Origin of the sequence: Pseudomonas sp. KBS0707 (genome assembly GCF_005937945.2) — a bacterium.
GTDB classification, from domain to species: domain Bacteria; phylum Pseudomonadota; class Gammaproteobacteria; order Pseudomonadales; family Pseudomonadaceae; genus Aquipseudomonas; species Aquipseudomonas amygdali.
Genome location: NZ_CP041754.1, coordinates 4,567,545 through 4,587,174, shown reverse-complemented (window position 1 = coordinate 4,587,174; position 19,630 = coordinate 4,567,545). Strand labels below are relative to the sequence as shown.

The following is a 19,630-nucleotide window of genomic DNA, read 5'->3' as shown; positions in this document are numbered from 1 at the left end:
CACCGTGTGCATCGTTCTGCCAGGATGCGTTGACTAGATTCTCATCGCGCCGTCCAGCTCCAGTATGCGGCCACTGAAATAATCGTTTTCAAGAATGTAAGCCACCGAGTGGGCGATTTCGTCGGGCTTGCCCATACGCTTGAGCGGGATGGCCGAGGTCATTTTCTCAAGTGCTTCGGGGCGCATGCTACCGGTCATTTCGGTTTCAATGAACCCAGGTGCCACGCCCGCCACGCGGATTCCGTAGCGTGCCAGTTCCCTTGCCCAGGTAACGGTCGCGGCGGCAACGCCGGCCTTGGCTGCCGAATAGTTGGTTTGTCCGATATTCCCCGCCCGTGAAATCGACGAGATATTGATGATCGCGCCCTGGCTCTTCTGCTCGATCATTTTCGCCGCCACCTCGCGCGTGCAGAGGAATACGCCGGTCAGATTGACGTCAATCACCGATTGCCATTGCGCCAGGCTCAGTTTGGTCATCACGCCATCCTTGACCTTGACCAGCAGGCCGTCACGCAAAATACCGGCGTTGTTGACCAGGCCATGAATGGCCCCGAAATCCTCGGCGACCTTATTGACCGTGTCGACGACCTGTTCTTCATTGGCGACATTGCATAGATAGGCGCGAGCCTTGACCCCGAGCGCCTCACAGGCTACGACGGCCTGATCAAGTTTGTCCTGATTCAGGTCCAGCAGTGCCAGGTTCGCGCCCTTGCCAGCCAGATATTCGGCCATGGCTCTGCCTAGCCCCTGGCATCCGCCGGTGATAATTATCAGCTTGTCTTTCAATTCCATGTGCGTGCCCAATCACAGTTGATCGTTTCCATGGCATCACTGGCTTGATGCGAGTGCTTATGCCATAGCCAGAGCACGTTATAGGCTGTTTTCGCCCGTTCGTCTCGCCTCTGCCACCCAGCCCTGAAATACACCGATACACGTTTGTGAAGCCCAGGTTCAGCTGACTTATGCGCATAATTAAGCTGTTACCCAAGCGCAGGGAGCTTGAATTAACGACCTTCTGACATCACATACGGTCTACTCGGAAGGCATTCTTCCCTTGAGGAACTCATTTGATGCGTGTTTTTTTGCTGCTGTTTCTATTATTCCCGGTACTTGAGCTGTTTCTGCTGGTTCGTGTCGGGATGTCCATCGGCTTTCTCTGGACCTTCCTGCTGGTCGTCGCGACGTCGATGCTGGGCTTGTTCGTCATGCGGGTAGCCGGTTTTGCAACGGCGCTGCGTGCGCGCGAAAGTCTGGCGCGTGGCGAGTTGCCTGCCCAGGAAATGCTCGAAGGTCTGATGGTCGCTGTCGGTGGCGGTCTACTGCTGTTGCCCGGCTTCATCAGTGACATTCTGGGTGTGATCTGTCTGCTGCCGATTACTCGTCGTCTGCTGATCAACAAGGTTCGTCGCCGTGCAGAGGATCAGGCTATGCGTCAGCGCGCCTTCGCTGATGATCTGCAGACTCAGGCCAATCAGGGACCTGCCAGCCATCGCCCCAATGCCATTCACCAGCCGACCCGCGAGCCGGACGTCATTGAAGGCGAGTTCGAACATCGCGACAAGTAGCCGTTACACCCCCGGCAGCGCGGCACCTTCGGGTGCCGCGCTCGTTTTGGCGTGGCAATTGGGCTGTAAAATTTTTTTGCTCAAGACTTGTAATCACTTTGCTCGCCCTTATGTATGGGTCACCGCAAGGTTTCTGGCATGAAGGCCAGACCGTATTCTGCGGTTCGCGCGTCGAACCGTAACCGGCAAGTCCGGATTTAAACCGGCCGGTGCACTCACCGGACGATCAAACAAACATAATCAGGAGATCGACAATGAAGCTTCGTCCTCTGCATGACCGCGTCGTAATCCGTCGCAGTGAAGAAGAAACGAAAACTGCCGGCGGTATAGTTCTGCCAGGTTCGGCTGCTGAAAAGCCTAACCGCGGCGAGATCGTTGCTGTAGGTACCGGCCGCGTGCTGGACAACGGCGAAGTACGTGCGCTGGCTGTGAAAGTGGGTGACAAGGTTGTGTTCGGCCCTTATTCCGGCAGCAACACAGTGAAAGTAGACGGCGAAGACCTGCTGGTGATGAGCGAGAACGAGATTCTTGCTGTCGTCGAAGGCTGAGTGCTCCCGCTGATTTCCGTTACTACAAAGTATTCAAGGAATAATGATCATGGCTGCTAAAGAAGTTAAATTCGGCGATTCTGGCCGCAAAAAAATGCTCGCCGGTGTAAACGTCCTGGCTGACGCAGTTAAAGCGACCCTGGGCCCTAAAGGCCGTAACGTTATCATCGAGAAAAGCTTTGGCGCTCCGCTGATCACCAAAGACGGTGTGTCGGTTGCCAAGGAAATCGAGCTTAAAGACCGTTTCGAAAACATGGGCGCGCAGCTGGTCAAAGACGTTGCCTCCCGTGCCAACGATGACGCCGGTGACGGTACTACTACCGCTACCGTTCTGGCTCAGGCTATCGTCAACGAAGGCCTGAAGGCTGTCGCTGCCGGCATGAACCCGATGGACCTAAAGCGCGGCATCGACAAGGCGACCATCGCCATCGTTGCAGAGCTGAAAAAACTGTCCAAGCCTTGCACCGACACCAAGGCTATTGCCCAGGTGGGTACCATTTCGGCCAACTCTGATCACTCCATCGGCGACATCATTGCCGAAGCCATGGAAAAAGTGACCAAAGACGGCGTTATCACCGTTGAAGAAGGTTCGGGCCTGGAAAACGAGCTGTCTGTTGTAGAAGGCATGCAGTTTGACCGTGGTTACCTGTCTCCGTACTTCATCAACAAGCCAGACACCATGGTTGCCGAGCTGGACAGCCCGCTGCTGTTGCTGGTCGACAAGAAGATCTCCAACATTCGCGAAATGCTGCCGGTTCTGGAAGCAGTCGCCAAGGCTGGCCGTCCTCTGCTGATCGTCGCTGAAGACGTTGAAGGCGAAGCGCTGGCAACTCTGGTTGTCAACAACATGCGCGGTATCGTGAAAGTTGCAGCCGTCAAGGCTCCAGGTTTCGGCGATCGTCGCAAGGCCATGCTGCAGGACATCGCTGTTCTGACCGGCGGTACCGTTATCTCCGAAGAGGTCGGCCTGAGCCTGGAAACCACTACCCTGGAACACTTGGGTAATGCCAAGCGCGTCATCCTGAACAAAGAAAACACCACCATCATCGATGGTGCTGGCGTCAAAACCGATATCGACTCGCGCATCTCCCAGATCCGTCAGCAAATCGGCGACACCAGCTCGGACTACGACAAGGAAAAACTGCAAGAGCGTCTGGCCAAGCTGTCTGGCGGCGTTGCAGTGATCAAGGTCGGTGCCGGTTCCGAAGTTGAAATGAAAGAGAAGAAAGCCCGCGTTGAAGACGCCCTGCACGCAACCCGCGCAGCCGTCGAAGAAGGCGTGGTACCTGGCGGTGGCGTAGCACTGGTTCGCTCCCTGCAAGCTATCGAAGGTCTGAAAGGCGATAACGCTGATCAGGACGTCGGTATTGCTCTGCTGCGTCGCGCCGTTGAAGCACCTCTGCGTCAGATCGTTGCCAACTCCGGTGACGAGCCAAGCGTTGTTGTCGACAAGGTCAAGCAGGGTTCGGGTAACTTCGGTTACAACGCTGCTTCCGGCGAATACGGCGACATGATTGAAATGGGCATCCTGGACCCGGCCAAAGTGACTCGCTCTGCTCTGCAGGCGGCGTCCTCCATCGCCAGCTTGATGATCACCACCGAAGCGATGATCGCTGACGTGCCTGAAGACAAGCCAGCAGGCGGCGGCATGCCGGACATGGGCGGCATGGGTGGTATGGGCGGCATGATGTAAGCCGGCTTTACCCCCGAAAAGCTACACCCATAAAGAACCCCGCCTTGTGCGGGGTTTTTTTGTCTTGCTGTTCCGGATCAATCAGTGCGTCGGTTGTACTTTGCTGTTATCGAGGCCCTTGGGTTCTGGGCGGTAAAGTACAAAGTAGTAAACCCCCAGACAGATCAACCAGCAAAACACTGCAGTCCAGATGTTATGGGAAAAGAAGTGCGCGCCTTGCAGCATTCGGCCGATAGAGAACACTGTTCCCAAACCGAAGGCCAGGGCTAGCCCCATTTTCGCCATTCTCGGGCGGCGGTCGCGCAAGGCGAAGAACAGGGCAAACAGGGTAAAACCGGTGGCCGCATGACCTCCCGGCCAGCAGCGACCTGGCTTGTCGGTGGCGGGGCGCGGGCTCAACAGTTCACTGTAGGTTTCCTGGCCGCCGAACTCGGTCAGGCTCCAGGGGCATTGCACCGAGGTCACCACTTTTACAGGTGTCACGAAGGCGGTTGAAAGCGCCATGGACAACACCAGACAACCCAGTTCTCTGCGCCACGGGATCAGGCGTTCTACCTTGAATGACGCGGCAAAGCCGATCATCGCCAGTACACCGAAAACCATCACCAGTTGTTTGGCGCGGTCGTGAAGGACGTCTTCCAGAAAATAGCTATGCCTGCCAATGAATTGCCCACTGACGGGATCGAAGGCAAGCCTGGCGATGTCCATGTCCAGCGAAGTCAGCTCAAGGAGTACGAGGATCAGCGCGACAACAGCGGGGATACCCAGATAAATCCACGGATTTATTGAGCGAGAATAGGGTGGGGCGACGGTTTTCGACATATCGAATCCAGATCGGTGAAAGGCATGCCGCGATCATTGTGTGCGACGGTTTGTCTCAAAGTGTGTCATGTGCTTTGTAAATCATAGGTGAAAAAATCGTCATGCCATATCGGCGCTGGCCCTGACGCTCACTTCGTCTTAAGCTGCGCCAGCCCAAACTGCATATGAGAGTGCGTTATGCGAATTCTTCTGGTTGAAGACAACCGCGACATCCTGGCGAACATGGCCGATTACCTGGGCATGAAAGGCTATACCGTCGACTGCGCTCAGGATGGCCTCTCAGGACTGCACCTGGCAGCCACCGAGCATTACGACCTGATTGTGCTGGACATCATGCTGCCGGGCATCGACGGCTACACGCTGTGCAAGCGTCTGCGCGAAGATGCCCGTCGCGATACCCCGGTCATCATGCTGACCGCACGTGACCAGCTGGACGACCGTCTGCAAGGCTTCCGCTCCGGCGCTGATGACTACCTGCTCAAGCCGTTCGCCCTGTCCGAGCTGGCCGCGCGCATCGAAGCGGTGTTGCGCCGTGCCCAGGGCGGCGGACGGCGTATCTTGCAGGTCGCCGATCTGGTCTATGACCTCGACACCCTTGAGGTGACGCGTGAAGGCCGGATGCTCAAACTCAACCCGGTCGGGCTCAAACTGCTCGCCGTCCTGATGCAGAAAAGCCCGCATGTATTGCGCCGCGAGATTCTGGAAGAGGCTCTGTGGGGCGACGACTGCCCGGACAGCGACAGCCTGCGCAGTCATGTGCATCAGTTGCGTCAGGTGATCGACAAACCGTTCGGCAAACCGCTGTTGCAGACCGTGCACGGTGTGGGCTATCGCTTGGCCGAGGGCCGGGATGGAGTTTAAACAGAGTCTTGCCCAACGGATCATCATTGCCTTTGCATTGATGAGTGCACTGGTCGCCGGGTCTTTCGCCATCGGCATTATTTCCACGGTCCATCTGGTCGAAGAAAAACTGATTTCTGCCGGTCTTGGCGGCGACCTTAATCGCCTGATGCTGATGGACAGTGTCAGTGACTGGAGCCACCGGCCCAAGCCCGATCAGTTGTTCTATTTCAGCAACGGTCCGGGCGATTTCGATCTGCCCAAAGACCTTCGGCACCTTGAACCCGGTTTTCATGAGGTCTTCCGTGGGCCACTGTCGTACCACGCCATGATCGAGGTGGTAGACGGTCGGCATTACGCCCTGCTTCAGGACCAGAGCGATTTTGAAGAGCGTGAGCGGGTTTTGTTCGCTGTCGTGCTGGTCGGTTTTGTTCTGGCGTTGGCGCTGGCGGTATTTCTCGGCTGGGTATTGGCCCGTCGGGTGATGGCACCGGTAGTGCGTCTGGCCAGACAGGTTCGTCACCGTGACCAGTTGCTGGGGCTGGCACCGCCACTGGCACCTGACTACGCCGCTGATGAGGTCGGCGAGCTGGCGGTGGCGTTCGATGCAACGCTGGGGCGTCTGAGGCAAGCGTTGATTCGTGAGCGCATGTTCACCAGTGACGTGAGTCACGAGCTGCGCACCCCATTGATGGTACTGGCCAGCTCCTGCGAGCTGCTGCTGGAAAACCCTGCGCTCGACCTGCGAGGGCGTCGTCAGGTCGAGCGCATTGGCCGCGCCTGCGAAGAGATGCGTGATCTGGTGCAAACGTTCCTCATGCTCGCCCGCACCCAGCGTGAAGACCCGGCCATGACGCCCAAGGCCACGCTGGTCGGAGTGGCCGAGCAGTTGATCTCTCAATGGCGTGATCCGATAGAAGGCAAGGGGCTGCAACTGACCTACACGCCACCTGCCGATGACCAACTGTCCGAAATTCGTTACAACGCGACCTTCCTCCATGCCGTGATGGGTAACTTGCTGCGCAACGCGCTGCACTACACTGATTACGGATTCATTGCGCTGACCCTGCACGCCGAAAGTTTCACCGTGGAAGACAGTGGCGTCGGTATTCCCGAGGAAAAACGCGAGGCCATGTTCGAGCCATTTGTGCGTGGTAACGAGCAGCGCGGGGAAGGCCTGGGCCTTGGTTTGTCACTGGTGCAGCGCATCTGCGCCAACCAGGGATGGAGCGTCGATCTTACGCCCATGGAGCCACACGGTTGCCGGTTCGAAGTGACATTGAACCTGAACAAAACCTGACATTCATTTTTGAGCAGACCCACCTCAGTGTGTGACGGTAAATCGACTGCACTTCGTCGATAAGTCACACACGGCGTCTAACTCTCTGTAAAATCTCGAAACATCTGAAGTATAGAGGTAACAATATTTTCACATTCAGATGACCTGACAGTGACAGCGGTGCCTTTAGTTTGGCCCGCATCAACGTCAGGAGCAGCTCTCATGAGCGACCGCATAGAACTCGAGTTTTCCCGCAAGTACGACAAGTCGCATGCTCGTCAGTACCTTGAAAAGCATCAGGACGGTCTTTGGCGCAAGTTGTCGCATCATCGCGATGAACAACTGGCGAGAAAAGCGCTTCACTTGGCCGGTGACCCTGGCCTGGTGCTGGATCTGCCTTGCGGTGCGGGGCGTTTTTGGCCATTGTTGGCCGAGAAACCGAACCGCTCGATCATAGGGGCTGACAACTCCGCAGACATGCTCAGCACCGCTTGTGCCTCACAGCCGGCAGAAGTTGTAAAAAGGGTACAACCTTTGCAGACATCTGCCTTTGACATCGACCTGCCTGATAACGCAGTAGATAGCATCTTCTGCATGCGCCTGCTGCACCACGTCGGTCAGTCAAGTGATCGGATGGCTCTATTGCGTGAGTTCCAGCGCGTAACCCGGGACAGTGTGATTGTCTCGTTGTGGGTCGACGGCAATTTCAAAGCATGGAAGCGTGCACGTCTGGAGAAACAGCGTCTCCAGAAAAACGGGCAGGAAAGTTACCAGAATCGTTTTGTGTTACCGGTTGCTACCGCAGAATCCGAATTTGAACAGGCAGGATTTCGTATCCAGAACCGAATGGATTTTCTGCCGATGTACGCCATGTGGCGTGTCTACGTCTTACGTAAAAGGTAAACAGATGGGTTTGCAGTCCTTGAAAGAGCCAGTTATGAACTCGGTGCAGGATGAGTTCAACCATTTCTGGAGTCAGCACGGCGAATGGGTTGAAGAACCCAATTCCCGTCGAGGTGGAGAAAGTGGTGTACAGCGGCTCACGATGGACAACGGGCAAACGCTTTATGCCAAGCGTCAGACAGGGCATATATACCGCAGTTTGCTGCACCCTTTGGGGCGACCGACTGTATTGCGTGAGCGTGAAGCGCTTGAAGGTCTGCGCAAGCTTGGCGTAGTCGTGCCGGAAGTGGTGTTTTGTGGTGCCGAGCGTGGCGAGGACAATGCCTGGCGGGCATTGCTGGTCACGGTTGCGCTGGAAGGTTTCGAAGAGATAGAAAAGTGGCAGGCTGGCGGAGGACGCGAGCGGCATGGCGAGCTGTTCTATGAGCTCGTGCTCAAGGAAGTGGCGGCCACCCTGGCCCGCATGCACCTTGGCCGCTGGCAGCATAGCTGCCTGTATATCAAGCACATATTTGTACGTGTGACCGGTGAGGGGCCGGATGCCAAAGTCGAGGTTGCCTTGCTGGACCTCGAAAAAGGCCGGCGCCGCCTGACAGCGCAAGGGGCGGCCCAGCATGATATGAAACAGCTACGACGCCATTCGTCATTCAGCGCTGCAGACTGGCAAAAGTTGATCTACTTTTATCAGGCAGCGTTTGGCAGCTCTATCAAAGGTTTAGAGTCATGAAGCTAGAAATGGCAAGAGGTCTGTTTATCTTCGGTGCATTGGCAATTGCCACCGTCGCAGTGGCAGCGCTTGAACAACCGTCTACCCAGATACTCACGACACAGCACGGCGAGGGATATTGCCCGTTGCCGCGTGTGGCCAAGAGTCTGGTGAGCGTGCAGCCTGATCATGACCTGTTGCTGTTCATGTACAGCCTGGCGCAAGGGGCTGGGGTCAGGAACTGAGGCGTTTTGCTGCCTGACTTCTGACTATCCTGCTTGAGCCAGATGAAGGTGGTTGTCCCATAGCCCTGCTGGCAGGTCCAACGGTTTGGCCAGCAGTTGCGCTTTGCGACAATCATAGAAGCGGCAACGCCCTTGGCCCGAAGTCACGACAAACCCATCAGCTACCGCACCCACGCCTGCGCAGTCTGGTAGCGGCGCATCCAGCTTCAATGCACCGCTGTCCAGATCCCAGATAAAGAACCGGTTGCCACGCGGCGCTGTCAGGGCTACCAGGCGCAGATCACTATGCACTGCAACGCTTGCAGTGTAATGAGCCATCGCCCGCAGTTGTTCTTCTGCCACCGGAAAGGCCTGAAAGGGCTGCCCCGGCCGTTTGATTGCCAGCAACTCGGCTACTTCGTGGCTGTCGCCCATGAACTGCTGGCCTGCCACGATGGTGCCGTCGCTGGCGATGCCCATGTGACGCACGCTGTTCATCTGCTGGGAAAGAGTCTCCTTGCTCAGCAATGTACCGTCACGCTGCATGATCACCAGGCTGGGCTGCATGGCATTCAGGTTCATCTCTACCCGGCTTTCCGCTTCGGTGCGAATACCGCCGTTCGCGACCACCAGCGTTTCGCCATCCGGCATCCACGAAACCTGATGCGGACCGATACCGTGCGTAGGGATTTCAGCCGAGTGCACCAGTCGCTGATCAACGAATCGATAGACGCCCAGTAGCCCTCGGCCTGGGTCAAGGGTGTCGTTTTCCGTCGCATACAGCCATTCGCCGCCGCGGTGAATCACCGCATGACCATAGAAGTGTCGGTTCGGCTGCGAAGCGATGGTTTGCAGCAAGCGGCCATCGCGCAAATCGATCAGATAGCTTTCAGTACCTGGACGACGTGCGATGAACACCGCAATCGGCAGATCGGGATGATTGATGATGTCGTGGCAGCGCTGGCCCACCCGGGTGGCAAATACCTGCGTTCCGTCGAGCCGGAAACCCACCGCGTAGTGTTTGCCTTCGCCATCGTCGCGAGCGGAGAGCAGCAGAGGGGGTGCGTCTTTTTGCCTGAACAGCGTCCAGCCGCCCAGCGTGAAAGCGCTGAGCAAGAGACTGCCGAGGGCCATGGCCTGACGTCGCAACATCACGTGTACCTCTTGATCAATCGCCGTCGTTGGCGTTGAAGCCCAACTGAATGCCCAATGCCTTGGCCAGCTCGCCTTCGTGCAGGCGGTGCACCGCATTGAGGCTGTCGTAGAACGCATTGAGTTGCTGACGTCCTGTTTCGGTGGCCAGCAGGTCGGCGAGCGGCGGCTTGAGTTCCGACAGTAATTTGCGGCTGGTAGCGTAGGCCGCATTGATTTTGTCAGCCAGCGGTTTCTGCTCGGCGGGCAGCAAGCTGCGCAGGCCCTTGTTGTCGACACCGGTCCAGACCGTTTCGGCGCTGATCAGGCTGGCTTCCAGGCTGCTGAGCGACGATTTGCTGCGCCATGCATCTGCCTGGAAGGGTTGCGGCTGGCCCTTGCTCTGGCGACCCAGTGGCGTGCCCAGTTTCTTCTTCAGACTGTCGAGGGCCGTGACCTGAACCCGCAGCAGTTCGGCGATGGCTTCATGAGAATCTGCGTAGCGCTGGTTGGGGAATTTGCTCAGTTGCGCAAGCATGCCGTCGGTACTGTTCCAGCTGCTGAGGATTTCCTCGGCAAGCTGCTTTTGACGCTCGCCGATTGCCATCAGCAGCGGGCAGTAGCGGGCTTTCTGTTCGGTATTGGCCATGTCGATTTCCGCGTCGAACAGAATGTATTCGTAAGCGGACAAACCTTGCACCACGACGCTGGCCTTGGACAGCTCCTGAGCAGTGATCTGCGGCTGTGCCGTCACCAGTTGCTCGACCTGCCGGCCAACCAGGTTCTTCTTGTCTGGCCAGAACTGTATTTGCCAGGCGCGATTGCCCTCGGCCAGAGGGCCGATCAGCAGCGGTTGCAGCTCGGCCCAGGTCTTCTGCGCCTTGAGAAAGTCGGCGCGTGCTGTGGCCAGATCAGTCTTGCCCTGACAGAACGCCAGTGCGCTGGTTGCCAACTGACGATCAGCATCGACCCAACGGCTGTAGGTCGGCAGGATTACCTGTTTGGCAATGGCTGCGGACGTGACCGCCTGAGGGTCGGATGGCGAGCAGGCACCCAATGCAAGCGCCGCAAGGCTGGTCAGCAACAACTTGGGTCGGAACATGTCCGGCTCCTTATTTTATTTTCGAAAGATGATTTTGAAAAAATAATGTTGAACGAGACGATTCTGGAATGAGAGCAATCATAACGAATTCAGAAACGCCAACAGCGCTTCACGCTGTTGCGCGTCAAATGCAAGAACCTGCCGCTGCGCTGCCTGGGCTTCGCCGCCATGCCACAGTATCGCCTCAAGTACATTGCGGGCGCGACCATCGTGCAACAGTTGGGTGTGCCCGCTCACCGCGCCGGTCAGGCCCAGCCCCCACAGTGGAGGCGTGCGCCACTCGCGGCCAGTGGCCTGGAACTCGGTACGGTTATCGGCCAGCCCTTCGCCCATGTCGTGCAGCAGCAAATCGCTGTACGGGCGAATATCCTGATTGGCCAGCTCAGGTTCGGCAGCGTCTCTACGGGTCTTGAACGAGGGCGTGTGGCATTGCTGGCAGCCCGCCTGAAAAAACAGATTCTTGCCCGCCAGCACCTGAGGGGCATCGACCTTGCGGCGTGCCGGAACCCCCAGGTTGCGTGTGTAGAACTCCACCAGACGCAGGATGTTGTCGCTGACCTCCGGCTCGCCGTTCGGGCCATTGCCGTTGGGCGCTGCCAGGCAGTCGGTCTGGGCTGGCGTGCAGTCATCAAAGCGGCGCAGGCTGGTAGTCAGCCCCATGTCGCCGGAAAAAGCGTGCACGTTCTGCTGATTCAGGTTGGGTTGCCCGGCTTTCCAGCCGAATCGGCCCATGACGACTTTTTGCTGTGCATCGTCCCAGACCCAGTTTGGGCGTCCCGATATGCCATCGGCGTTCTTGTCATCCGGGTCGGCATTGGCAAGAATTGCTTCATCGGCAATCGCCTCAAGCAACCCCAGCCCGATCATCGGCGGGGCTATGCGCGCCGAGATGTGGGTATCGGGGTGCATCGGTCCGTAACCCAACTGGGTTATTCGGAGGGTCGGCTGGCGCAGCTCGACTGAGGTGCCATCGCGAAACTCGACCGCCAGCGCATCGTACTCGACCCGCACCTTGCCCTCGGGGGCCACGCCGGGGTTCGACATGTCCTGCAACTGCCCACCGTAAGTCGGCTCAGGCAGCACGCCATTGCGCTGCACAAGATCGGCGTAGGCCGGGTCATCAGGAATCGACAGCCTGACCAGCATCGACACGGCGTTGCTGTCGCCAGTTTCTGGCGGATGACCACGACCGTCCTTGATGTGGCAGTTCTGGCAAGCGTTGGTGTTGAACAACGGCCCAAGCCCGTCGCGAGCGGTCGTGGTCGATGGCGCAATCACCCACGGACTGCGGAAAAAACTGTTGCCGACACTGAAGTCCAGCCGCCGCACGGGCGACAAGTTGGCCGAGGGCATGGAAAAGGCATTTTGATCGCTCTTCCTGACCGTCGCACTGCCTCCGGACAAGGCTTCTCCCGGCTCGGCATGAGTGAAACGCGGGGCGTCATCGCATGCACTCACGGCCAGAGTCGTAAGCAAGGCGAGGGATAGACGGAGCCGCGTACTCATACACATCCTGCAACGAGGCGAAAATCGGGGCGTGCAAGCTTATCAGCCTCGTGCGGTTTGAATAAGAGGGATTATCGTTTGCCCGCTCTGACGTAATGCGTTGTTACGAATCTCTGAGGCTGGTCCGGTCCCGGCATTTTTGCCTATGCTGCACATGTCGAAGTTGACAGCACACACAGACAACATGCCCAGCAGAGGCCACATCAATGGATAACCCGGAAAACAGCGCGCTCGTGACCACAATCGAGACGCTGGAAGCGCTTTATGGCCCGATTGCTCCTCCTTCCATGATCAAGGAAGTTGACCATATTCACGCGGTTTACCGGCCCTTCATCGAGTCGGCACCCTTTGTTGTGCTGGCCTCTGCCGGGTCTGATGGCCTTGATGCGTCCCCGCGTGGCGATCAGGCGGGCTTCGTGCATATCGAGGACAGCAAGACGCTTTATCTGCCTGACCGGCGCGGCAACAACCGCATCGATACCCTGCGCAATATCATCAGCGACCCACGCGTCGCGTTGCTGTTCCTCATCCCTGGCGTGGGCGAGACCTTGCGGGTTAACGGAACAGCGCAGATATCGGTTCAGCCCGAACTGTTGTCGCGTTTTGAGGTGAACGGCCAACTGCCCAGGTCAGTGCTGCGCATCTCCGTGACCAGCGTGTACTTCCAATGCAGCAGGGCAACCATCAGGTCCGGTTTATGGGATGCAACCCGGCACATCGAACGCAGCACGCTGCCGACTGCCGGGCAAATACTAAAAGCGGTTTCGGCCGAGCAGATCGACGGTGACGCCTATGACAAGGCTTTGCCGGGACGCATCGCGGATACGTTGTATTGAAGCTCCGGGAACTCGCTTCTGTAATGGTCAGCGCTCAGCAGTTGAAAGCAACGCATATCGGTCAGGCATAAAAAATGCCGGTCAGCGAACTGACCGGCATTGGTTGTTACCGCAAACAGTACCTGTCAGAACTCGTGATCAGCGTTGTCCGGGTTGAGGTCGGTGATGCCGAGCTTGCTAGCGGCCTGTTCGATAGCCCCCGTCTGTTTGACCAGCGCAGCAATGGCGTCACGCACCACTTGATTGCCTGCCGTGTTGCCGGCAGCGATCAACTGGTCGAAGTGCTCACCCTTGTTGGCGTGATCAACGATGACCTGTAGCTTGGCCTGGGTGTCGTCCAGATCGGCGCGCAAGGTGGCGTCGGTGGCAGGGTCTACCTTGGCAACCAGAGACGAAAGGCTCGGGCCGCTGACTTTGCTGCCATCGGTGCGCGTGTATTCGCCCAGGTAAACGTTGCGAATACCCTTGCCGTTGTAGAAGTGCGAGTTGTGCGTGTTGTCGCTGAAGCAGTCGTGTTCGTCTTCGCTGGAGTTGGCTTCCAGTGCGACTTTCATACGCTCGCCCGCCAGTTCACCCAGCGACAGGCTGCCCATGCCGAAGAGCATTTTGCGCAGACCGCTTTCGCCGGATTCGGCTTCCAGCGTGGCACGGTAGTTGTCGGCAACGCCGGCCTTCCAGTTGCCGGACATTTCTTCCAGATCGCTGACCAGCAGATCGGTAACAGCCTTGAGGTAGGCGCGGCGGCGGTCGTTGTGGCCGCCGGTCGCACCGGCGCCTTCAAGGTAGTCACTGGCTGGACGAGCCCCGGCACCAGGACCGGTGCCGTTCAGGTCCTGGCCCCACAGCAGAAATTCAATGGCGTGGTAGCCGGTAGCAACGTTCGCTTCGGAGCCGCCCAGCTCGTTCAGGCTGGCGAGTTTTTCGGAGGTGATTTCCTTCACGTCGACCTTGTCTTCACCCACCTGAATTTCGGTGTTGGCGATGATATTGGCAGTCGCGCCAGGGTTGCCCAGCGCGTGCTGGTAATCCTTGGCGACATAGTCGATCAGGCCTTCGTCCAGGGGCCAGGCGTTAACCTGTCCTTCCCAGTCGTCGATGATAGTGTTGCCGAAGCGGAAGACTTCGCTCTGCATGTAAGGCACACGCGCAGCTACCCACGCATCCCGTGCGGCTTTCAAAGTTTCATCGTTGGGTTTTGCCAGGAATGCGTCGACGGCGGTGCTCAGTTTTTTCGCACCAGCTTCGGCGTCGTCGAACACCGCAGACACCATGTTGGCGTAATTCGCGACCACAGCCTTGGCCGCTGCGTCGTCAGTCTGGGCGGCTGCGGCCGGAGCAGGGGCAGCAGGCGTCGCCGCGGGAGTCGCAGGAGCAGCGGCTGGCGCGGGTGCCGGGGCGGCAGCCTTGTCCTTGCCTTCGCCACAACTGGCGAGAGAGATAGCGATGGCCAACAGACTAGCGGTTGCCAGAGGCATACGAATCATGACGGAATCCTGCGTCGATAAAGTTGATGGCGGGGTGCGCCCAGAAAATCTGCGACATGATGCGAAAGATTTGCATTCGATGTAAAGGCAAAACGCCTTTGCGGTCGTGTTCAGGTATTCAGCAGGTTGTAACAGTCGGTTTCAAGATGGCTCGAAAGAGCACTGCCGTTCAAAGGCTGGCGGCGTTACGCTCTCTCGACTGTTTCAGGTAGGCCAGCAATTCCCGACCGGGCAGCGGCTTGCTGTACAGGTAGCCCTGGCCTTCGTGACAGCCCTGGGTGACGATATAGGCTTCCTGCTCGAGCGTCTCCACACCCTCGGCGATGACCTGCATGCCAAGGCTTTTACCCAGCTGGATAATCGCCCGCACGATGGTGGCGTCATCGTCGTCGTCAATCAGGTCCTGAACGAAACTCCGGTCGATCTTGATCTTGTCCAGCGGCAGGCTTTTCAGGTAACTCAGCGACGAGTAACCGGTACCGAAATCATCAATGGCGATCAAGGCGCCGGAACGTCGCAGGCTCAGCAGGTGCTGGGCGGCGGTATTGATATCTTCCATCAGGCCGGTTTCGGTCACTTCCAGTTCCAGGCTGCGCGGTGGCAGGCGGTAGATCTGCAACAGGTTGTTGACCACGCGCGGCAGTTCCGCGTGGTGCAGTTGCACGGTCGAAAGGTTGACCGCCATGCGCAAGTCGGTGAAGCCCTGATCAAACCATTCGCGTAACTGGCGGCAGGCCTGATCAAGCACCCATTCGCCGATGGCGATGATGGTGCCATTCTGCTCGGCCAACGGGATGAATACATCTGGCGGCACCAGACCATGCTCTGGATGTTGCCAGCGGATCAAGGCTTCCACGCCGACAATGCGGTGATCGCGATAGCTGATCTGCGGCTGATAGACCAGGTACAACTGATTGCCCGGCAAGGCTTCGCGCAGATCTTTTTCGAGCTCACGACGGCGGCGCATTTCGCTGTCGACGCTGGCGATGTAGAACTGATACCGGTTACGCGAGCGGGCTTTGGCCAGCGTCATGGTCTGTTCAGCTTTTTGCAGCAGTTTCTCGGTGTTGTCGCCGTCCTCGGGAAATAGCGTGATGCCAATGGTCGCTCGTAAGCGGATCTGCTGTTCACCGACTATAAACGGGGCCTCCAGCTCATCCAGAATATTCTGCGCCAGCTCTGCTGCCTCATAGGGTTGCTCGATTTTGGCCTGCACCAGTGCAAACTGATCGCCGCCCAATCGCGCCAGAGCGCCGAGTCGCCCGCTGTGGGCGCGTAGCCGGTCAGCCAGCGCGAGTAACAGTTGATCGCCTGCCTGATAGCTGAACTGTTCGTTGATACCTTTGAAGTCATCCAGGCCAACGCAGAGAATCGCGACCCGGTGCTGCTGACGCCCCGCATCTTCGAGAATTCTGTCCAGACCGGTCTGCAACTGAAGCCGGTTGGGCAGGCCGGTCAGGAAATCGTATTGCGCCATGCGCTGCAGATTGTTCTCCGCCTCGTGGCGCAGATAAGTGTGGCGCTCGATGGAGGCCAGCAGCTGGTTGGCGGTATTGACCCAAATCCCCAGTTCGTTTTTCTCGTGGCCTTTGAGCAATGGCAATTGGTGTTCGCTGGGGCGGTCGGGGTTGATCGCGATCAGATGTTCGATGATTTTCGACAGTGGCCTGGTCAGCAACCAGTGATAGACCAGGTACAACACCAGCCCCATTGCCAATGCACGCAATACACCAGCGATGAAGATGATTGCGGCATTGACCAGAAATCTTTCGCCGTAATTGGCAGTGTCCAGCGTGATACGCAGGTCGCCGTAATACTCGCTGTAGGGGCTGCGACCGACCAGTTGCGTGGTGAAGCTGCGCTCCTGGCCGAGGATAAGGTCTGTCAGCCAGCGGGTTGGAGAGCTTTTCAGCGGGCGGTCTTTTTCTGCGAGCAGGCTTTCGTTGGGGTGTCCTATCGATGCCATGCGTACCGCGTCGTCCTGAAACAGGCCTTCGATGACCTGCATGCCCATTTCGCGGTCCAGGCTGTAAACGGCCTGCGTGGAGGGATCGCGGAACATTCCGAGAATTCGTTCGGCATCGTTCGCCACGGCCTGACGCGTCTTGTAGGCGTCGAAAACTATTTGCGCACAGCTTAGTACGACGCCTACCAGCAGCGCCGAAAGCAGTACGACGCGCAGCAACTTTACCGAAAGGCTATTCTTGAGTTCCAGCTTCAATGGCCGTTCCTTAGTTCGTGTCGGAGGACATATCGCCCCATGACCCTCGAAAAGCCAGATCCGCCCGTCGTGACGTGGTCAGAAACGGTGCGTCTGGCTGATCTTCGCGTTCCTTGCTCCTACTGGCCCAAGCCACCTGAGTGTGTCGGGTGGCCAGGTGGGTAACTTGAGCAGAACACTGTAAAGAATTACGTCGTGATGCGAGTCAGCTAGCGTTTCTGACAATACACAAAGTAACAGCGGCAGGCGAAAAAACATTTGCTGTTCACCTGACTGGCAGGTCGAAGTCTGACGCCGTTTATTAAACACGAATCTGGAAAGACTACAGGTATAAACCTGGAGTATAAAAAACCCGGCGCGAGGCCGGGTTTTTCGATGAGGCTGGAATCAGGCTTCGAATTGCTTGGCCACGAAGTCCCAGTTCACCAGGTTCCAGAACGCTTCTACGTACTTAGGACGCAGATTGCGGTAGTCGATGTAGTAGGCGTGTTCCCACACATCGCAGGTCAGCAGCGGGGTGTCGCCGCTGGTCAGCGGGTTGCCGGCACCGATGGTGCTGGCCAGAGCCAGAGAGCCGTCAGCCTTCTTCACCAGCCAGCCCCAGCCGGAGCCGAATGTGCCGATGGAGGTTTTGCTGAACTCTTCCTTGAACTTGTCGAAGGAACCGAATGCAGTGTTGATCGCCTCGGCCAGCGCGCCGGTAGGTTCGCCGCCAGCGTTAGGGGCCAGGCATTCCCAGTAGAACGTGTGGTTCCAGACCTGAGCGGCGTTGTTGAAGATACCGCCCGAAGAGGTCTTGATGATTTCTTCCAGGGTCTTGCCTTCGAACTCGGTGCCTGGCACCAGGTTGTTCAGGTTCACGACGTAGGTGTTGTGGTGCTTGTCGTGGTGATATTCCAGAGTCTCCGCAGAAATGTGCGGCACCAGAGCGTCTTTGGCGTAGGGCAGTGGCGGCAATTCAAAAGCCATGGTTTATCTCCTTTCAGGTCAATTGCGGTAGTCGCACGGCCGATCACGGGCGGCCAGATACAGCATGCACCGGGAGTTTTACTCTTTTGCGGCGCAGACCCCGGATCATAGCACCGGGTCTGCGGCTTAACCACGCAACAACTGTGTGGGATAGAGGTTCCAACGCGTTTGGCCTGGAGGTCATGAAACCCGTCAGGCTGAGCGGATCAACTGAAAGGCCACGCTGAACATCATCACGGCGATCATCACGTCCAGCATGCGCCATGTGGCGGGGCGGGCCAGCCAGGGCGCGAGCCATGCCGCACCAAGTGCCAGGCTTGAGAACCACAGCAGCGAGGCGCTGGCAGCACCGGCCACGTACGCCCCCGGCACGTCCTGTTGTGCCCCGAGCGAGCCAATCAGCAGTACGGTGTCCAGATACACGTGCGGGTTCAGCAAGGTAACGGCCAGCGCACTAAGCAACACGGTGCGCAGTGATTTTCTGCCAACCGCTGCGCTGTGTTCCAGGCTCTGCCGTGAGCAGGCGCGGCGTAATGCCTGCAGGCCATACCAGCTCAGGAATATCACGCCGCCCCAGCGCGCCACCGCCAGCAGCGTCGGATTCTGCGCCAGCACATTGGCCAGTCCGAAGACGCCTGCCGCTACCAGAATGGCGTCGCACACAATGCACAGCAACGCCACGGGCACGTGATGTTCACGGCGCAGGCCCTGAGCGAGTACAAAAGCGTTCTGAGTACCGATAGCCATGATCAGGCCTGCCGCGATCAGCAGGCCATTAAAGTAGCTTTGCCACATAAAGACGTTCCATTGAGCAGATTCAGATGGCGATTCTTATGCGTTGAGCGCTATAAGGAAAACAAATAATACTCATCGCTCATTAGGAAAACTGATGTTCGACTACAAATTGTTATCTGCATTGGCGGCTGTGATCGAGCAAGCCGGTTTCGAGCGTGCCGCTCAGGTGCTGGGGCTGTCTCAATCTGCGGTTTCGCAGCGCATCAAATTGCTGGAGGCACGCATTGGTCTGCCGGTGCTGGTGCGCGCGACGCCACCGAGCCCGACCGACATCGGACGCCGCCTGCTCAATCATGTACAGCAGGTCCGTTTGCTGGAGCGCGACTTGCAGAGTCAGGTGCCGGCGCTGGATGAAGAGGGCATGCCCGAGCGTCTGCGAATCGCCTTGAATGCCGACAGTCTGGCGACCTGGTGGGCACCGGCCATCGGCGCGTTTTGCACGCAACACCGGCTGTTGCTGGATCTGGTTGTCGAAGATCAGGACGTAGGGCTCAAGCGCATGCGTGCAGGCGAGGTCGCGGCCTGCCTGTGTGGCAGCGAGCGTCCGGTGGCCGGGGCGCGCAGCCAGTTGCTGGGGGCCATGCGCTATCGGGCGCTGGCCAGTCCTTCATTCATCGCCCGCCATTTTCCGCACGGCGTGAGCCCGGCAAATCTGGCCAGATCGGCAGCACTGGTGTACGGGCCGGACGACCTTTTGCAGCATCGTTATCTGGCACTTCTTGGCGTTCAGGACGGCTTCGAGCATCATTTGTGCCCGTCGTCCGAAGGTTTCATACGTATGATCGAGGCCGGGATGGGCTGGGGCCTGGCGCCCGAGTTGCAGGTGCGCGACCAATTGCGCAGCGGCACTCTGCTTGAATTGCTGCCGGAGCGCTGCATCGATGTGCCGTTGTACTGGCACCATTGGCGCAATGGCGGGCAGCTCTTGACGCAGCTTACCGAACATCTTGCGCAACATTCGGCTCACTGGCTGGTGCCGCTGAGCGAAGACTGATCGTCAACAGGA

19 protein-coding genes are annotated in these 19,630 nt (G+C 58.0%); 10 read left to right on the top strand and 9 right to left on the bottom strand.

Annotation, left to right across the window (positions count from 1 at the left end; translation table 11 throughout):
• Positions 1 to 33: 33 nt before the first annotated feature.
• Positions 34 to 792 carry an SDR family oxidoreductase gene (locus FFH21_RS21775; protein ID WP_002555025.1) on the bottom strand — a complete coding sequence of 253 codons (759 nt, stop codon included), beginning with the start codon at positions 790 to 792 and terminating at the stop codon, positions 34 to 36.
• A gap of 278 nt (positions 793 to 1,070) precedes the next feature.
• Here FFH21_RS21775 and FFH21_RS21770 point away from each other — a divergent pair, with 278 nt between their 5' ends.
• The 3 genes from FFH21_RS21770 to groL all read left to right on the top strand — a co-directional run bounded on the left by FFH21_RS21770 (position 1,071) and on the right by groL (position 3,806).
• Positions 1,071 to 1,565, top strand: a complete 495-nt coding sequence (locus FFH21_RS21770; RefSeq protein ID WP_002555024.1) for an FxsA family protein — start codon at positions 1,071 to 1,073, stop codon at positions 1,563 to 1,565.
• Positions 1,566 to 1,819: 254 nt separating this feature from the next.
• Positions 1,820 to 2,113 carry a co-chaperone GroES gene (locus FFH21_RS21765; RefSeq protein ID WP_003304675.1) on the top strand — a complete coding sequence of 98 codons (294 nt, stop codon included), beginning with the start codon at positions 1,820 to 1,822 and terminating at the stop codon, positions 2,111 to 2,113.
• Positions 2,114 to 2,162: 49 nt separating this feature from the next.
• Complete coding sequence (groL, locus tag FFH21_RS21760; RefSeq protein ID WP_011169418.1) at positions 2,163 to 3,806, top strand: chaperonin GroEL; 1,644 nt, start codon at positions 2,163 to 2,165, stop codon at positions 3,804 to 3,806.
• Between the two features lie 81 nt (positions 3,807 to 3,887).
• Here groL and FFH21_RS21755 read toward each other — a convergent pair whose 3' ends face one another.
• Positions 3,888 to 4,628, bottom strand: coding sequence for a phosphatase PAP2 family protein (locus FFH21_RS21755; RefSeq protein WP_004666171.1), 741 nt, complete (start codon positions 4,626 to 4,628; stop codon positions 3,888 to 3,890).
• 177 nt (positions 4,629 to 4,805) lie between these two features.
• On the opposite strand from FFH21_RS21755, the gene colR reads away from it, so the two are divergent.
• The 5 genes from colR to FFH21_RS21730 all read left to right on the top strand — a co-directional run bounded on the left by colR (position 4,806) and on the right by FFH21_RS21730 (position 8,601).
• Positions 4,806 to 5,489, top strand: a complete 684-nt coding sequence (colR, locus tag FFH21_RS21750) for a two-component system response regulator ColR (RefSeq protein WP_011169417.1) — start codon at positions 4,806 to 4,808, stop codon at positions 5,487 to 5,489.
• Entirely contained in the window at positions 5,479 to 6,768 is a 1,290-nt protein-coding gene (locus FFH21_RS21745) for a HAMP domain-containing sensor histidine kinase (RefSeq protein ID WP_002555019.1), read from the top strand. The genes colR and FFH21_RS21745 overlap by 11 nt, the downstream gene beginning before the upstream one ends.
• Positions 6,769 to 6,969: 201 nt before the next feature.
• Positions 6,970 to 7,650 (top strand): class I SAM-dependent methyltransferase, encoded by a 681-nt coding sequence (locus tag FFH21_RS21740; RefSeq protein ID WP_002555018.1) that lies wholly within the window; start codon positions 6,970 to 6,972, stop codon positions 7,648 to 7,650.
• A gap of 4 nt (positions 7,651 to 7,654) precedes the next feature.
• Complete coding sequence (locus FFH21_RS21735; protein ID WP_011169415.1) at positions 7,655 to 8,377, top strand: lipopolysaccharide kinase InaA family protein; 723 nt, start codon at positions 7,655 to 7,657, stop codon at positions 8,375 to 8,377.
• Complete coding sequence (locus FFH21_RS21730; RefSeq protein ID WP_002555016.1) at positions 8,374 to 8,601, top strand: hypothetical protein; 228 nt, start codon at positions 8,374 to 8,376, stop codon at positions 8,599 to 8,601. The genes FFH21_RS21735 and FFH21_RS21730 overlap by 4 nt, the downstream gene beginning before the upstream one ends.
• A gap of 24 nt (positions 8,602 to 8,625) precedes the next feature.
• Here the strand turns inward: FFH21_RS21730 and FFH21_RS21725 are convergent, their stop codons facing one another.
• The 3 genes from FFH21_RS21725 to FFH21_RS21715 form a co-directional block, all read right to left on the bottom strand.
• Entirely contained in the window at positions 8,626 to 9,732 is a 1,107-nt protein-coding gene (locus tag FFH21_RS21725; RefSeq protein WP_004666170.1) for a DUF1513 domain-containing protein, read from the bottom strand.
• Positions 9,733 to 9,748: 16 nt separating this feature from the next.
• Complete coding sequence (locus FFH21_RS21720; RefSeq protein ID WP_011169414.1) at positions 9,749 to 10,813, bottom strand: imelysin family protein; 1,065 nt, start codon at positions 10,811 to 10,813, stop codon at positions 9,749 to 9,751.
• 78 nt (positions 10,814 to 10,891) lie between these two features.
• Entirely contained in the window at positions 10,892 to 12,319 is a 1,428-nt protein-coding gene (locus FFH21_RS21715) for a di-heme oxidoredictase family protein (RefSeq protein WP_019741827.1), read from the bottom strand.
• 206 nt (positions 12,320 to 12,525) lie between these two features.
• Between FFH21_RS21715 and FFH21_RS21710 the strand changes: the two genes are divergently transcribed.
• Positions 12,526 to 13,155 carry a pyridoxamine 5'-phosphate oxidase family protein gene (locus FFH21_RS21710; protein WP_004656445.1) on the top strand — a complete coding sequence of 210 codons (630 nt, stop codon included), beginning with the start codon at positions 12,526 to 12,528 and terminating at the stop codon, positions 13,153 to 13,155.
• A gap of 125 nt (positions 13,156 to 13,280) precedes the next feature.
• Here the strand turns inward: FFH21_RS21710 and FFH21_RS21705 are convergent, their stop codons facing one another.
• The 4 genes from FFH21_RS21705 to FFH21_RS21690 form a co-directional block, all read right to left on the bottom strand.
• Positions 13,281 to 14,639 (bottom strand): imelysin family protein, encoded by a 1,359-nt coding sequence (locus FFH21_RS21705; RefSeq protein ID WP_011169412.1) that lies wholly within the window; start codon positions 14,637 to 14,639, stop codon positions 13,281 to 13,283.
• Positions 14,640 to 14,808: 169 nt separating this feature from the next.
• Entirely contained in the window at positions 14,809 to 16,860 is a 2,052-nt protein-coding gene (locus tag FFH21_RS21700) for a bifunctional diguanylate cyclase/phosphodiesterase (RefSeq protein ID WP_011169411.1), read from the bottom strand.
• Between the two features lie 387 nt (positions 16,861 to 17,247).
• Positions 17,248 to 17,829, bottom strand: coding sequence for a superoxide dismutase [Fe] (gene sodB / locus FFH21_RS21695; RefSeq protein WP_002555007.1), 582 nt, complete (start codon positions 17,827 to 17,829; stop codon positions 17,248 to 17,250).
• Positions 17,830 to 18,021: 192 nt separating this feature from the next.
• Entirely contained in the window at positions 18,022 to 18,624 is a 603-nt protein-coding gene (locus tag FFH21_RS21690; RefSeq protein WP_011169410.1) for a LysE/ArgO family amino acid transporter, read from the bottom strand.
• A gap of 94 nt (positions 18,625 to 18,718) precedes the next feature.
• Here FFH21_RS21690 and FFH21_RS21685 point away from each other — a divergent pair, with 94 nt between their 5' ends.
• Positions 18,719 to 19,618: a LysR family transcriptional regulator ArgP gene (locus tag FFH21_RS21685; protein ID WP_004666165.1), complete on the top strand. Its 900-nt coding sequence runs from the start codon at positions 18,719 to 18,721 to the stop codon at positions 19,616 to 19,618.
• Positions 19,619 to 19,630: the final 12 nt, after the last annotated feature.